The organism is Mycolicibacterium arabiense (genome assembly GCF_010731815.2).
Classification (GTDB): Bacteria; Actinomycetota; Actinomycetes; order Mycobacteriales; family Mycobacteriaceae; genus Mycobacterium; species Mycobacterium arabiense.
In genome coordinates this window covers 3,049,665-3,061,813 of sequence record NZ_AP022593.1, presented here as the reverse complement: position 1 = coordinate 3,061,813, position 12,149 = coordinate 3,049,665, and the positions used below count along the sequence as shown (strand labels likewise).

At 69.7% G+C, this 12,149-nt stretch carries 15 protein-coding genes; 8 read left to right on the top strand and 7 right to left on the bottom strand.

Annotated features, from left to right (window positions below):
- Positions 1–95 precede the first annotated feature (95 nt).
- From G6N61_RS16455 to G6N61_RS16440, 4 genes are read right to left on the bottom strand one after another with little or no spacing between them, the layout of a single operon-like run.
- The gene (locus tag G6N61_RS16455; protein WP_163919478.1) at positions 96–1,175 is read right to left on the bottom strand and encodes a DNA cytosine methyltransferase; all 1,080 of its coding nucleotides are present in this window, start codon (positions 1,173–1,175) and stop codon (positions 96–98) included.
- A 46-nt stretch (positions 1,176–1,221) separates the two neighbouring features.
- The gene (locus G6N61_RS16450) at positions 1,222–1,971 is read right to left on the bottom strand and encodes a type II restriction endonuclease (RefSeq protein ID WP_235887142.1); all 750 of its coding nucleotides are present in this window, start codon (positions 1,969–1,971) and stop codon (positions 1,222–1,224) included.
- 9 nt (positions 1,972–1,980) lie between these two features.
- A complete protein-coding gene (locus G6N61_RS16445) occupies positions 1,981–2,424 on the bottom strand; it encodes a hypothetical protein (protein ID WP_163919476.1) in 444 nt (147 codons plus the stop codon).
- Positions 2,415–2,975: an RNA polymerase sigma factor gene (locus G6N61_RS16440; protein ID WP_163919475.1), complete on the bottom strand. Its 561-nt coding sequence runs from the start codon at positions 2,973–2,975 to the stop codon at positions 2,415–2,417. The genes G6N61_RS16445 and G6N61_RS16440 overlap by 10 nt, the downstream gene beginning before the upstream one ends.
- 174 nt (positions 2,976–3,149) lie before the next feature.
- On the opposite strand from G6N61_RS16440, the gene G6N61_RS16435 reads away from it, so the two are divergent.
- The 6 genes from G6N61_RS16435 (at position 3,150) to G6N61_RS16410 (ending at position 5,877) form a co-directional block, all read left to right on the top strand.
- Positions 3,150–3,623 carry an Asp23/Gls24 family envelope stress response protein gene (locus G6N61_RS16435; RefSeq protein ID WP_163919474.1) on the top strand — a complete coding sequence of 158 codons (474 nt, stop codon included), beginning with the start codon at positions 3,150–3,152 and terminating at the stop codon, positions 3,621–3,623.
- Between the two features lie 5 nt (positions 3,624–3,628).
- Entirely contained in the window at positions 3,629–3,916 is a 288-nt protein-coding gene (locus G6N61_RS16430; RefSeq protein ID WP_163919473.1) for an Asp23/Gls24 family envelope stress response protein, read from the top strand.
- A gap of 309 nt (positions 3,917–4,225) precedes the next feature.
- The gene (locus G6N61_RS16425; RefSeq protein ID WP_163919472.1) at positions 4,226–4,405 is read left to right on the top strand and encodes a hypothetical protein; all 180 of its coding nucleotides are present in this window, start codon (positions 4,226–4,228) and stop codon (positions 4,403–4,405) included.
- Positions 4,398–4,793, top strand: coding sequence for an Asp23/Gls24 family envelope stress response protein (locus G6N61_RS16420; RefSeq protein ID WP_163919471.1), 396 nt, complete (start codon positions 4,398–4,400; stop codon positions 4,791–4,793). The genes G6N61_RS16425 and G6N61_RS16420 overlap by 8 nt, the downstream gene beginning before the upstream one ends.
- Positions 4,790–5,314, top strand: a complete 525-nt coding sequence (locus G6N61_RS16415; RefSeq protein WP_163919470.1) for a DUF6286 domain-containing protein — start codon at positions 4,790–4,792, stop codon at positions 5,312–5,314. Before G6N61_RS16420 ends, G6N61_RS16415 begins: the two co-directional genes overlap by 4 nt.
- Positions 5,311–5,877 (top strand): hypothetical protein, encoded by a 567-nt coding sequence (locus G6N61_RS16410; RefSeq protein WP_163919469.1) that lies wholly within the window; start codon positions 5,311–5,313, stop codon positions 5,875–5,877. Before G6N61_RS16415 ends, G6N61_RS16410 begins: the two co-directional genes overlap by 4 nt.
- Positions 5,878–5,885: 8 nt before the next feature.
- On the opposite strand, the gene G6N61_RS16405 is transcribed toward G6N61_RS16410, so the two are convergent.
- Positions 5,886–7,691 carry a diguanylate cyclase gene (locus G6N61_RS16405; protein ID WP_163919468.1) on the bottom strand — a complete coding sequence of 602 codons (1,806 nt, stop codon included), beginning with the start codon at positions 7,689–7,691 and terminating at the stop codon, positions 5,886–5,888.
- Between the two features lie 714 nt (positions 7,692–8,405).
- Here G6N61_RS16405 and G6N61_RS16400 point away from each other — a divergent pair.
- The gene (locus tag G6N61_RS16400; RefSeq protein WP_179973469.1) at positions 8,406–9,209 is read left to right on the top strand and encodes a hypothetical protein; all 804 of its coding nucleotides are present in this window, start codon (positions 8,406–8,408) and stop codon (positions 9,207–9,209) included.
- A 143-nt stretch (positions 9,210–9,352) separates the two neighbouring features.
- Positions 9,353–10,036 carry a VldE C-terminal domain-containing protein gene (locus G6N61_RS16395; protein ID WP_179973468.1) on the top strand — a complete coding sequence of 228 codons (684 nt, stop codon included), beginning with the start codon at positions 9,353–9,355 and terminating at the stop codon, positions 10,034–10,036.
- A gap of 15 nt (positions 10,037–10,051) precedes the next feature.
- Here G6N61_RS16395 and G6N61_RS16390 read toward each other — a convergent pair whose 3' ends face one another.
- Together G6N61_RS16390 and G6N61_RS16385 are read right to left on the bottom strand one after the other, a co-directional pair.
- Entirely contained in the window at positions 10,052–10,210 is a 159-nt protein-coding gene (locus G6N61_RS16390) for a hypothetical protein (protein ID WP_163919466.1), read from the bottom strand.
- Between the two features lie 125 nt (positions 10,211–10,335).
- Positions 10,336–12,087, bottom strand: a complete 1,752-nt coding sequence (locus G6N61_RS16385) for a PGRS repeat-containing protein (protein WP_163919465.1) — start codon at positions 12,085–12,087, stop codon at positions 10,336–10,338.
- Between the last annotated feature and the right edge of the window lie 62 nt (positions 12,088–12,149).

Sequence of the window (12,149 nt, the reverse complement as noted above, 5' to 3'; positions counted from 1 at the left end):
CTGTACGCCTGTCGACGTGTCCGTAGAGCATCTTCACCGAAATTCGGTGGATGGCAACTCGAACATTCAGGAAGATGACAGATTTACCGGAAGTATTACGGGCGCAGCGAACGTTTGACCGAAAGGAACACTTGACGGGCAAGCAAGGGCGGCACCGAGTTCCCCAGCTGCGCCTGCACACTGGCCCTGCTCCCGACGAGTTCGAACTCGTCGGGGAACGTGAACAGCCGCTTCACCTCGGCGGCACGCAACCTCCGGTTGCTCCAGTGGAACGGCCCGACGTTGGGTCCGGGCTGGGCCTGAATGGTCGGTGACGGTTTGGCCGGGTCCAGCTTCAGCAAAAAGGACCAGTAGCGGCTACGCCACTCGAACTTGGGCGCGGGGTGTCCGCGTTCTGCCGTGTAGTGCAGGTAATTCCCACCGGGCGGGATCTCCCCGAGCAGGGGTGCGTACTGGCCGCGGAGCACTTCCTCGGGTTCGGGGTCGCAGATCAGGCCCTCGAGCGCCTCACCCGCCGTGACGAACGGACGCTCGCCGTTGCCGGTGTCGCGCCGCTCCCAGCGGCCGCCGTGCGTCGGCACCGGAAGCGCGGGCGTCGGCTTGTCCTTCGGGGCGCCGACGATGAACAGCCGCGGGCGAGCCTGTGGCACACCGAAGTTGGCGGCATGCAGGACGTCGAGGTGGTAGGCGTAGCCGGCTTCGTCTATCTCGCGGAGTAGCCGCAGCAGCGCAGGCCGGCTCGCGCGGTTGTCGTAGGTGAGTGCGTACACGTTCTCCAGCACGAAGGCGCGCGGCCTGGCCTCGCGCAGCACCCGGGTGTACTCCTGCAGCAGCGATGCGTCGGGATCGAGCCCCGAACGCTTCCACTCCAGCCAGAAACCGCTCTTCGAGAAGGGGGTGCACGGCGGCCCGCCGAGCAGCAGGTCGGGGCGCTGCCCCTTGCGCAGTCCCGCCGCGCGCAGGATCTCGGCAGTGCTCGTCTCCAGGATGTCCTTCTGGATCACCGGCGACGCCAGTCCCGAGAAGTTCTTCTCCATCGTCAGCGCCGCGTCGCGATTGCGTTCGACCGCGGCCCGCACGTCGAAGCCGGCGGCTTCGGCACCGTGGTCGAGACCGCCCGCACCGGAGAACAGCGAGATCGCCGTCGCCCTCCTGGTGCTCGCCGTGCTCGCCATGGCAAGAGCATCCCACGACCCACCGACGAAACCTGGGTAGCCGGGCCTACCTGTCGAGTTCCTTGGCCAGCAACAGTTCCACCGCGCGTGCCGTCTTGAACGGGAACTTGCGCCAGAACGCATAGAACTCCGACTCGGTGTCGAACTCGCCGCGGCCCGCCCGCAGATCCTCGATCCTGTCGACCGCGCCGATGTACTCGCGGGTGGTCGACGACCGGTGCCTGCTCGCGATCCGCCACGGCTGCTGCACGATGAGTTCGAGGTCCGCGACCCGGCCGGGGCCCGTCTCGTCGAGCGTGTAGATGCCCAGCACGTCGAGGTGGGACGCGTAGTCCGCGAAGGGCCGCATGACGCCGGGGAACGAGATGCGTGGATGCCGGAAGTAGGTGTTGCCCGTATAGAGGGTGATGCGGCTCTGCGTCCGTCCCAGCGGATTGCCCCGCGCGCCGACCGCCCGCCTGGCGACCTTGATGTCGACGGCGTGGAAGCCGCCGCCGAACGCGTCTCCGCCGAACTCGACGTCCGGGTAGCCCCGCTCGGTGCCGCGTGCCGCCGTCGCTCCCGGCACGTCCTCGGCCCGATCCATCAGGAAGCTGACGATGCCCACCTCGAGCACGTTGGCCAGTGCTGCCGGTTCCTTCGGAAGCGGCAGGATGTGCCCACCGGCGGTCAGCTGCTCCTCGAGGTCCTCGGGGCCGTGCGCGATCACCGGCCAGGCGTGATCACCGCGGCTGCGGAACACCCCGCCCAGACCCCAGCCGTAATCGGCGCACTGCTCTCGCAGCCATTGCTCCACCAGCACGGGTTAGCGGTGCACGTCGGTGACGGTCGCCTCGATGCTCGCGCTGGTGGGGCCGACGACGTCGGCGACGACTCGGGCGCAGATCCGCTCGACGCGCGCCACGACGTCGCGCAGGTCGACGCCGTAACGGCCGGACAGCGAAACGGTGACCGAGACGAGTTCCCCGTCGCGGACGTCGGCGGCGACGTCGAGCAGCCAGCTATCCGGGTCGGGCCGGATTGCGCGTGACAGCGCGGTGCGCAGCGCAAGGTCGCTGACCGCGAGCGTGCCCAGCTCGGATCGCCCGGTCGGATCGGTCACGGTGATCGGCCAGCCGCCGCGCGGGGTGTCGCGGACCGCGCGAATGATCCGGTCCTCCATGGCATTCCAGCCATGCTCGGGCACCGCGCGCAGTGCGCGCCCGGCGTGCGCGAACGTACCCATCGAGTCGTGGTCACCTATCGCCATCGTTGAAGCCTCTGCTGGAGGGTGGCGCGTGCGCGGTGGTGCTGACCGCGCGCGCTGTCGGGGCTCAAGTCGAGGATGGTCCCGATCTGGGGGAACGTCAATTCCTCCACTTCTCTCAACAACCAGGCCGCCCGCTGCCGGGGCGGCAGTTCACCGAGGGCCGCCTCCAGTGCGTCGAGGAACTCCTCGTTGGACACGCTGGCGAACGGATCCGACGTCGGCGACGGGTCAGCGGGTTCGATCAGGCGGTCGTCGATGGGGATGGCGCGCTTGACCCGGTGCGAGTCGACGACCTTGCGGGCGCAGATCGTGAACAGCCACGTGCGGACGGTGGATTCGCCCCGGAACGTGCCGATCTGGCGCCACGCCGCGATGAACGTCTCCTGCAGGATGTCGTACACCGCATCGGCGTCGCGCGTCATCCGCCGCGCGTAGCGGTGCAGTGCAGGCCCGTGCAGGCGGATCAGTTCCTCGAAGGCCGCCCGGTCGCCGGCAACGGCAGCCGCCGCCAGCGCTCGCTCCTGCCCACCGTCGGTCGTGGTGTCGAGCATGGTTGCCGGTTCCCTCCCAAATGCGTGCGCAGTTGCGCCTTTGGCGAGCGCACCAAGATCATTCGGCGCCGACGGCGCTCGGGTTGCTGTGGTGAGGACCACACCGACCGGGTATGCGGTTTACCAACTACGCCCCGTCTTACCAGGCGTACCCATCGAAAGGACACCGAACAGATGACCAGCGCCAAGGAATCCACCACCACATCCGAGGGCACCTCGGCAGTCGCCAAGGGCGGCAGCGGCACGATCACCACTAGCCAGGGCAAGACCGTGATCGCCGACGTCGTCGTATCCAAGATCGCCGGCCTGGCTGCACGCGAGGTCAACGGCGTGTACGCCCTTGGCGGCGGGGCCAGCCGCGCCGTCGGCGCGCTGCGCGAGCGCATCCCAGGCGCATCCGTCAACCACTCGCAGGGCGTATCCGTCGAGGTGGGAGAGACCCAAGCCGCCGTCGACATCGACATCGTCGTCGAGTACGGCGTCTCGATCTCCGACCTCGCATCGGGCATTCGCCGCAACGTCATTGCCGCCATCGAGCGCATGACCGGCCTGCAGGTCGTAGAGGTCGACATCACGGTGCACGACATCCACGTCGCGGACGGCTCCGCCGAGGAGAGCCCAGCCGGCGGGTTGACGCGCGTCGAGTGACCGACATGTCCGAGACGGAACTCGCCGATTCGATCGCCGAGGCGATACTCGCCGTACCCGGTGTGGCTGGGCTGCACCCCGGAATGTTCGGCGAGGTCGGCACCTACCTCCCGGGCCGCCGGGTGACCGGGGTGCGCATCACCGACGACGGGGTCGACGTGCACGTCACGGTGCACGAGGGCGTCGACGTCCGCAGGACCGCAGTCGCGGTCCGCGATGCCGTGGCCCTGGTGGCGCCGGGCTCGACCGTGGACGTCACGGTCGAGGACATCGCTCCCGCCGTCCGCCCATGACGTCGGAACGGCGGCGGGCTGCGATCCGCCGCCACCACCCCGCCGTCCGCCCATGACGTCGGAACGGCGGCGGGCTGCGATCCGCCGCCACCACCCCGACGTCGGCGGCGATCCGGAACTCCTGATCGCCGCACTCGCCGGCGCTCCATTCAACGACGGCGCCCCAGTGGTCGTCGTCGCGACCGCGAGGGGTCGGCTGGCCCGCACCCGTCGCCGCGCCACGCGGTGGTGGAACCGCCGTCGGAACTCCGGGCGCTTCGCGCGCCCATTCGACCAACCACGAACGTTCGATCACCAACGGAGGAAACAATGACCACCGCAACTGCCGGCTTGCTCGCCGGTCTACTGCTTGGAGTGGCGGCGGCCGCAGGCGGCTTCACCGGCTTCCTGCTTGCCCTCGTATTGGGAGCCATCGGCTACGCCGTCGGTGGACACCGCGACGGCGAATTCGACGTCGTCGCACTGCTGCGGGGGCGGGGTCGTGGCTGACACCGGCGCAGCCGCCGAGGCGCCTGCCCTCGCCGACGACGCGGGCGAGCGCGGCAGCTTGACCGTGCGCGACCGGGCCGTCGAGCGGCTGGTGATCGCGGCGGCACTGGACTGCGATGGCGTCGACCGCCGCAGTACCGGAGTCGACCGGATCACCGGTCGCGAACTCCCCAGGGCCGACGTGGTCGTCTCCGGCGATCACGTCCGTGCGGCCGTGGCGGTCGCCGTCGAATGGCGCCGTCCACTCGCAGAGACCTCGAGCGCGGTGGCGCAGAGCGTGACTCATGCGCTCGCCACGATGAGCGGACTCGTCGTCGACGGCGTCGACGTGCACGTGGCCACCGTCCTTCCGCCCGGCGCCGGTACACCGAAGCGGAGGGTGTCATGACGACCGCGACCGCACCGAAGCAAGCAGCGGGGGCGAGCTACCTCGCCGCCCTGATGGCGGTGCTGCTCATCGGTGTGGGCGCCGTCGGCGTTCGCGACGCGCTCCTCGGAGCAGGCGTGATCGACGGCTCGGCGTGGATCCCTGCCGTCCTCAGACTGTTCGACGGCCTCGTCGCCGGCTCGTGGCTGCTGCCGGTGGGCGTGGTCGCGCTGGTCCTCGGCCTGTTCTGCGTGGTCCTCGCACTCAAGCCGCGGCGCAGACGCACCGTCGACGTCGACGCCGACTCGGCGGTGTACCTCGACGTCCGCGAGGTGGCCCGAATCGCCTCTGCCGCAGCAGAAACCGTATCCGGGGTGCTGAAGGCCAACAGTTCCGCCACGCGCCGACGGGTCGCGGTCCGCTGCCTCGTCACGGGCCCGGTGTCGCGAGAGGTCATCGAGCAGGCGATCAGCAGCGAGCTGGCCGCGCTCACCCATCCCGTACGCATCCGCGTCAAGACCCGAACGGAGGCGACCACGTGACTCGCCGAGCCGAGTTCTTCGACCGACTGACCGTACTGCTGCTGGGCCTCGGCCTGGCGGCCGTGGGCTTGGCCGCGGTGTCGTGGCGGACGAGGTCCGATGGCGCGACCGAGACCCTCTCGATGGCACCGTCCCTGGATGCCGCCGCACAACCGTGGTGGACGTGGGCCTGTGGTGTCGCGGGTGTCGTGCTGATCCTCGCGGGCATGCGCTGGCTCGCGGCACATCGGCGTGCCGCCAAGCCGCCCCCGGTCCGGCTCGAGGCAGCAGGCGCCCCCGCCAACGCGATCCTCACCGCCGACGTCGCGGGCGTGGTCGACGCCGCCACCCAGGCTCTGCGGGACGAACCCGCGGTGCTCAAGGCCAACGCCAAGGCAACCAGGGAGCGCGGTACGCCGACGGTCACGTTGGACGTGACGGTCGCTGCGCGACAGGGACTCGTCAGTGGTGTGCGAGCCGCCGACGACGTCGCCGGGGCGCTGCGGGAGATGCTGGGTGACGCGGTGGCCGTGCGCACCCGACTGCGGGTCGACGCCAAGCGGACACACGCCGCGGAACGCTGATCGCAGGGTCAGCGCTGCGAGAAGACGCTGACCTTGCGACCGGTCGCCTTCGCGGCGTACATGGCTGCGTCGGCGTCCCGCAGTAGCGTCGCCGCGTCGCGCGAATCGTCGCGGTGAGTGTCGATGACGCCGATGCTGGCCCCGAGATGCAGTGTGCCCCCTGGTATTTCGATGGGCTCGGTCAGCACGTCGCGGATGCGGCTGACGAACCGCTCGAGTGCGCCGTCCTCCAATTCGCCGATCAGCAGTGCGACGAACTCGTCACCCGCCAGCCGGCCGACGATGTCGTTCTTGCGGACTGCCGTGCACAGCCGGTTCGCCGTGGCCTGGAGTACCGTGTCGCCGACGTCGTGCCCCAGGGTGTCGTTGACCGTCTTGAGGTCGTCGAGATCGATGAACAGCACGGCCCGCAGGAGTCCGGCTCTGCGGTGCAGCGCGTCGATGGTTTCCATGATGTGGGCGCGGTTCGGCAGGCCGGTCAGGCCGTCGTGCGCGGCTTGGAACGCCAGGTGCTCGGTGGCCGCCCGCTGCGAGGTCACGTCCGTGAAGGAGACGAGTACCGGCGACCGGTCGGGCGAGTCTGGGTGCAGCAACTGGCAATTCGCCGACAGCCAGACGCGCCGCCCGTCTGGCCTGTCGATGCCCATGATGCGCCCGATCGTCGGCAGGCCGGTGGTGAACGCACGCGCGATCGGCCGCTCCCCGGGCCGCAGCAGCGCGCCGTCCGCGTCGTAGAGGGGGAGGTCCTGCACGCTGAAGTCCTCCGATTGACCGTCGAGACCGAGGATCCGGCGCGCGGCCGGGTTGATGGTGAGCATCCAGCCGTTCTCGTCGATGACGAAGATGCCCTCGGGTAGCGCGTTGATGACGGTGCGCAGATTGCGCGACGCGCGGCGGAGCGCCGTTTCGTCCGAGCAGATCAGGACGAAGCCGTCGTCGTACTCGGTCACCGACACCCGCATGGTCCGCACGGTGCCGTCCATCGCATAGTGCGAGGCGTGGGCCACCCCGCCGTCGCGTACGACGGCGGCCGGGTCGATGGACGCCCCGACGGCGATCTCCAGGGGGAGGGCGAGGGCACGGTGGGCCGGTCGCAGGTAGACCCGTTCGGCTGCCGGGTTCCAGCTGGTGACCATGCCGGCGCGGGTCACGGCGATGATGGCGTCGCCGGCGTTCTCCACCAGCGCCGCCTGCTGCGCGAGTGCGTCCTGAGTGGCGCGGACGTCGGTGAGGCCCCGCAGGATCAGCTGGTAGGCGGTCGCGCCCTTCCACGTCGTCATCACCGACAGCACCTCGACGTGGATCTCGGCGCCGTCGACGCAGACCATCGTGGCCCGCAACGGCAGGGACGCGTCGCCGGGACGGCGCAGTGCGGCCGTCCGACCGACGACCTGGGGTACCGACCTGGCGTGCACGAACCGGGACACCGCGTGGCCGAGGAGTTCGCGTGCACTCCGCGCGCCGAGTCGGCGCACCGCGACGGCGTTGAAGAAGACGAACCGCCCGTCCTGGTGAATGCAGATGGCATCGGGGCTGTGGTCGATGATCTGCGCGAAGGCGTCGCTGCCGGCGTCCGGACCGCGGGGTTCGTGGGTGGGGGGCCGGTGAGTGGGGGTTGGCATCGGCGCGTCGATGCGGAGATTCGGGGGAGTGTGCGCCCGGCCGTTCGACCGAGCCTCGGCGGCGGGATGCGGCCGACCGTTCTGCCCGGTTTCCCGTTGACCGTTGCGGGTCGGCGCGTTGACGAACGGCTCGATCGCGACCGGACCCGTACCCGGATCCTCGTCGCCGACGAACGGCTCGCGATGCCTCATTGGGTGCCCCCGCACACCGAAATCGCCATGACAGTTTCCCCGACGTCCGACGGCTCGGCGCCCAGCCACCTTCGTTGCTTTGCTATCGAACTTCGCTTGGTGAATGTGAAAGTTTGCTCAACGTCTGAACCGGTGCGGCTGGAAAACCCGACCCTACCCGATTGGCCACCCCTTTCCCGAACTTGGGAGCGGACACGCTCCGTTAGCCGGTTATTGGCGCCACCGTCGTTTCTTCGCTAAACCCCCACCACCCGGTCCGATAGTCCTTGCCGTCCCGCATGTTCGGCGTGTCGGGGCCGCCGCCGGGGTGTCCAGCAACGGGGTTGCTCAGCGTCTCCCCAGCGGGATGGCGGTGACACGTTGCGAGAACCCGCGACCCCCCGGCGTTGCTCGGCGGGCGGACCCCCGCGCACCGCCGGTTGATCTTGATCGGCCGAAGTCGTTCGCCGACAACTCGATTCGTCGCCACCCGCCAGGGGGCGGGGTGCCAGTCGGCGGGAGGCGGATGCATAGCCCGTCGCCGGCGCCTGCGGTTCCATGCGTGCGGGGTGATGCAGGGCTGATCGATGCCTAGCAACTTACGTTGCTAAACAATAACTCTGTGTATGAAATACCAGCTAGATAGCTAAAAATACGAAAAGTATGGTATTGCTATAACGACCATACGGATCGCGTTGCACCGTCCGGTGCATGCCGCCAGAGAGGGATGACTCTGTGAAGCTTGACGAGGCGACGGTGTTCGACGGATTCACACGGGCTGCGTGCTGGGATCCGGTGGCGGAATGCACGATGGTGATGGCGACGCCCGAGGCGGAACCCGAACTCTTCGCCGACTATCACCGCGGTGCCGTGGCGAGTTACGCGCGCTTCGGCGTCAGCGATGCCCTGGACTCCGACCGGGCGCAGTGCGCCGATGACACCGGGTTGTTCTGGGCGTTGACCGACGTCGACGGCCGCGTCGTGGGTGGCGTCCGGGCGAAGGGCCCGCTGCGTTCCGCGGATGACTCACATGCGGTGGTGGAGTGGGCAGGCCAGGACGGCGAGAACGAGGTGCGCGAGATGATCGACGAGCGCGTACCGCTGGGCATCCTCGAGATGAAGGCCGCCTGGCTGGCGAAGGACCCGACCGGGGGGCGGCACCGGGCGAAGATGATCGCCCGCAGCGGCTTCCATGCGATGGCCATCTTCGACGTGAACTACTGCATGGCCACGACGGCAGCCCACATCCTCGAGCAGTGGCGCTCGTCGGGCGGTGTGGTCGCAGCGATCCCGGCTACTCCCTATCCCAACGAGCAATACCAGACCCAGATGATGTGGTGGGACCGGCGCACGTTCGCCGCGCACGGCGAATCCGACCAGATCGAGGCCATCATCAGGGAGATGGCGCAGGTGCGCCGGTCGCTGCAGTCCCAGGACACCGGCCTGGTAGCGGCCACGACGTCGTACCGCTCGGTGCGCGAGCGCTCGCGGTCCCAGTGGGGCAACTGGCAGACGATGGGTGAACTCGCCAACGTCTAGCGATCGTGACCTGCTCGAATGTTCACCAGACGGTTGCGGCATCAAAAGACGCGCAGCTATAGTCACGGTTCTGTAACAGCGAGCGAACGGTCCGGTATCGGGATTTGCCAGTCGAACCCCGATTCAAACGTAGGGTGCTGCCAGTGGGACGACACGCGTTAGCCAGTAAGCGGCGGACGTCGTCGGTTCTGGCTGCCACGGTGATCGGTCCGATCGCGGTTCTCCTCGCCTCGGCGGGGGACGTGCAGCCCCAACCCGTCATGGTCGAGGCCAAGCCGGCGCCCATGACGCCCGTGGCCGCCGTCGCGCCCTGCTGCCTGGAGGTCGTCTCCGCCCCGGACGAGTTCGTTGCTGCGCCGGTCGTCGCTCCGCAGGAGGGCGCACAGACAGGTCCCGCGCAGTTGGTGTCGTCGTCGCGGTGGCGAACGGCCGCCAAGCCGCCCGAACTGCTGCCTGCCGGCCTCGCCCCGGAGAGCGGCCTGCAGATCAAGACGATCCTGGTGGCCCGCGCCATCAGCAAGGCGTTCCCGGAGATCACCAGCATTGGTGGACATCGCTCCGACCCGCTGCCGTGGCACCCGAACGGTCTTGCGATCGACGTGATGATCCCGAACGCGAGTTCGGCATCCGGGATTGCGCTCGGCAACGAGATCGTCGCGTTCGTGCTGAAGAACGCCAAGCGATTCGGCATGCAGGACGCGATCTGGCGCGGGGTGTATTACACGCCCGGCGGCCCGTCCGGAGGCGGGGCAGGCCATTTCGACCACGTGCACATCACGACCACCGGCGGGGGATACCCGACCGGTGAGGAGCTGTACTACCGCTGAGCCGTAGTCGCGGGACTAGAAGACGATGGTCTGGTTCCCGTAGCGGACGATGCGGTTCTCGCAGTGCAGCAGCAACCGGCCCACGTCCCGAACTCGTCGGGTCTGAAGACCAGGGTCGGGATGGCGCCCGCCGCCCTGCTCTGCCGCTACGTTCGCGTCCGCTCGATCCGTCATGACCAAACCCCCTGTCGACCGACTTCCCCGTGACGTGACACCAGGGGCGCCGGCATGGCCGACGCCCCTGGTGTCTTGGCAGTGCTGACCCGTGGAGGTCGTTGGCTACCGGTTGTGCGGACCCGCTACGAGGAGGCGCCGTCAGCGCCGTCGGCACCGTCGCTACCACCGGCGCCGGCAGTGCCGGACCCGCCAGTCGCTCCGGTTGCGCCGGTCGCTCCGGTGCTACCGGTCGCTCCGGTTGCGCCGGTCGCTCCGGTCCCACCCGTGGCGCCGGTGGTACCGGCCCCGCCGGTGTGCCCGAACAGGCCGCTGCCACCGGCAGTGCCGGTTGCGCCGCCGGTCCCGCCGGTGCCCCCGGTCCCGCCTGCAGCACCGGTGCCCCCGGTCCCGCCGGACCCACCGGTTCCACCCGCTCCGCCAGCGCCGGCCGGGCCACCCGATGCGCCCGAACCACCCTCGCCGCCGAGTCCGCCGACACCGGTGCCACCCACACCCGTGCCAGCGCCGCTGGCTCCGCCGACGCCGCCGTTACCGCCGACATCGCCGTCACCACCGGTTCCGCCGGTGCCGCCGGTTCCGCCCGTGCCGCCGTCACCGCCCGCTTGTCCGGTACCACCCGCGCCGCCGGTTCCGCCCGTGCCGCCGCTACCGGCCGCACCACCGCCACCGAACAGCCCGCCGCTACCGCCGTTGCCGCCTGCGCCTGCCGCGGTGCCCGCGGTACCCGCAGTTCCGACGACGGTGCCGTTGGTGCCTGCCGTCCCGGTGCCACCGGTACCGCCGGCAGTGCCGGCCCCACCAGCGGCTCCGACCCCACCGTCACCGCCGTCTGCGCCGGTGCCGCCGATAGCCGGGCCCGAGACGCTGACCGCAGCGCCGCCCGCGCCGCCCGCGCCACCGTTCGTCGCGCCGGTTCCGCCGTTGCCGCCTGCGCCGCCTGCGCCGCCGATGGCCGTAGCGCCAGTGCCTGTCGTGGACGAGGCGCCGCCTGCGCCGCCCTCGCCACCATTGGCGCCCGCCGTCCCGGCGCCACCGGCAGCGCCGGCGCCTCCGGTCGCGATGGGTGCCGTACCTGCCACTGCGCCGCCGGCTCCGCCCGCTCCGCCGGGGTTACCGGGAGAGCCCGGGAGGCCGTCACCACCGGTCACGGTGCCCGCAGCGCCTGCAGCACCCGCAGTGCCTGCCGGTCCGCTCGGCGGCACGTTCGTCCCGTTGGTGCCGGTCGTTCCGTCCGCTCCGGTCGTTCCCGTCGTGCCATTTGCAGCTGCCGCCCCTGCTGATGTGCCCGGCGTGCCGGGTGTGCCTGCGCCACCGAGGCCGCCGTCACCACCATGTCCGAACAGCGCCAGGAGTCCGGCGTTACCGCCGTTGCCGCCGGTGGCACCGAGTCCGCCAACGCCGCCGTTGCCTCCGTTGCCGAAGAACAACCCGCCCTGGCCGCCGTTGCCGCCTGCAATTCCGGGGGCTGCGGAGGCGCCTAGGCCGCCGTAGCCAAGGAACAGACCTGCGTTGCCGCCGTTGGCTCCCGTGCCCGCTGCACCGTCGACCCCGTTGCTCACGAAGATGTTCAGGATCGGGATGATGCCGGCGATGCCGATCAGTCCGTAGAAGGGATCGTTCGAGTAGAAGGTGTGGAAGGGCTCGACCGGCCCGAAGGTGATGGTCGATGCCGCCGCCAATGCGTTGGGAACGAAGGAGAGGCTGGCGCCCAGCGTCTGCGTCCCGCACTCGGTGGGCGCGAGAACGCACTGTGACGACACGGGTGCCAACGGGGCGACCTGGGTCGGCGCGGCCTGGGCCGTGCCCGCGGCGAGGACGCTGAGCGCGCCGGCGCCTGCGATTGCGATGCCCGAGGCGTAGAGGGAATTCTTCATGTCAAGCTCCTAATTGGGCTCGTCAGAGCCAGTAACGCGGTGTTGTCGAATGACAGGTCATG

Bases quoted from the DNA above. Each gene is read 5' to 3' on its own strand.
- G6N61_RS16455 (WP_163919478.1), bottom strand. From the start codon at position 1,175: ATGGCGAGCACGGCGAGCACCAGGAGGGCGACGGCGATCTCGCTGTTC.
- G6N61_RS16445 (WP_163919476.1), bottom strand. From the start codon at position 2,424: ATGGCGATAGGTGACCACGACTCGATGGGTACGTTCGCGCACGCCGGG.
- G6N61_RS16440 (WP_163919475.1), bottom strand. From the start codon at position 2,975: ATGCTCGACACCACGACCGACGGTGGGCAGGAGCGAGCGCTGGCGGCG.
- G6N61_RS16435 (WP_163919474.1), top strand. From the start codon at position 3,150: ATGACCAGCGCCAAGGAATCCACCACCACATCCGAGGGCACCTCGGCA.
- G6N61_RS16430 (WP_163919473.1), top strand. From the start codon at position 3,629: ATGTCCGAGACGGAACTCGCCGATTCGATCGCCGAGGCGATACTCGCC.
- G6N61_RS16425 (WP_163919472.1), top strand. From the start codon at position 4,226: ATGACCACCGCAACTGCCGGCTTGCTCGCCGGTCTACTGCTTGGAGTG.
- G6N61_RS16415 (WP_163919470.1), top strand. From the start codon at position 4,790: ATGACGACCGCGACCGCACCGAAGCAAGCAGCGGGGGCGAGCTACCTC.
- G6N61_RS16405 (WP_163919468.1), bottom strand. From the start codon at position 7,691: ATGAGGCATCGCGAGCCGTTCGTCGGCGACGAGGATCCGGGTACGGGT.
- G6N61_RS16390 (WP_163919466.1), bottom strand. From the start codon at position 10,210: ATGACGGATCGAGCGGACGCGAACGTAGCGGCAGAGCAGGGCGGCGGG.
- G6N61_RS16385 (WP_163919465.1), bottom strand. From the start codon at position 12,087: ATGAAGAATTCCCTCTACGCCTCGGGCATCGCAATCGCAGGCGCCGGC.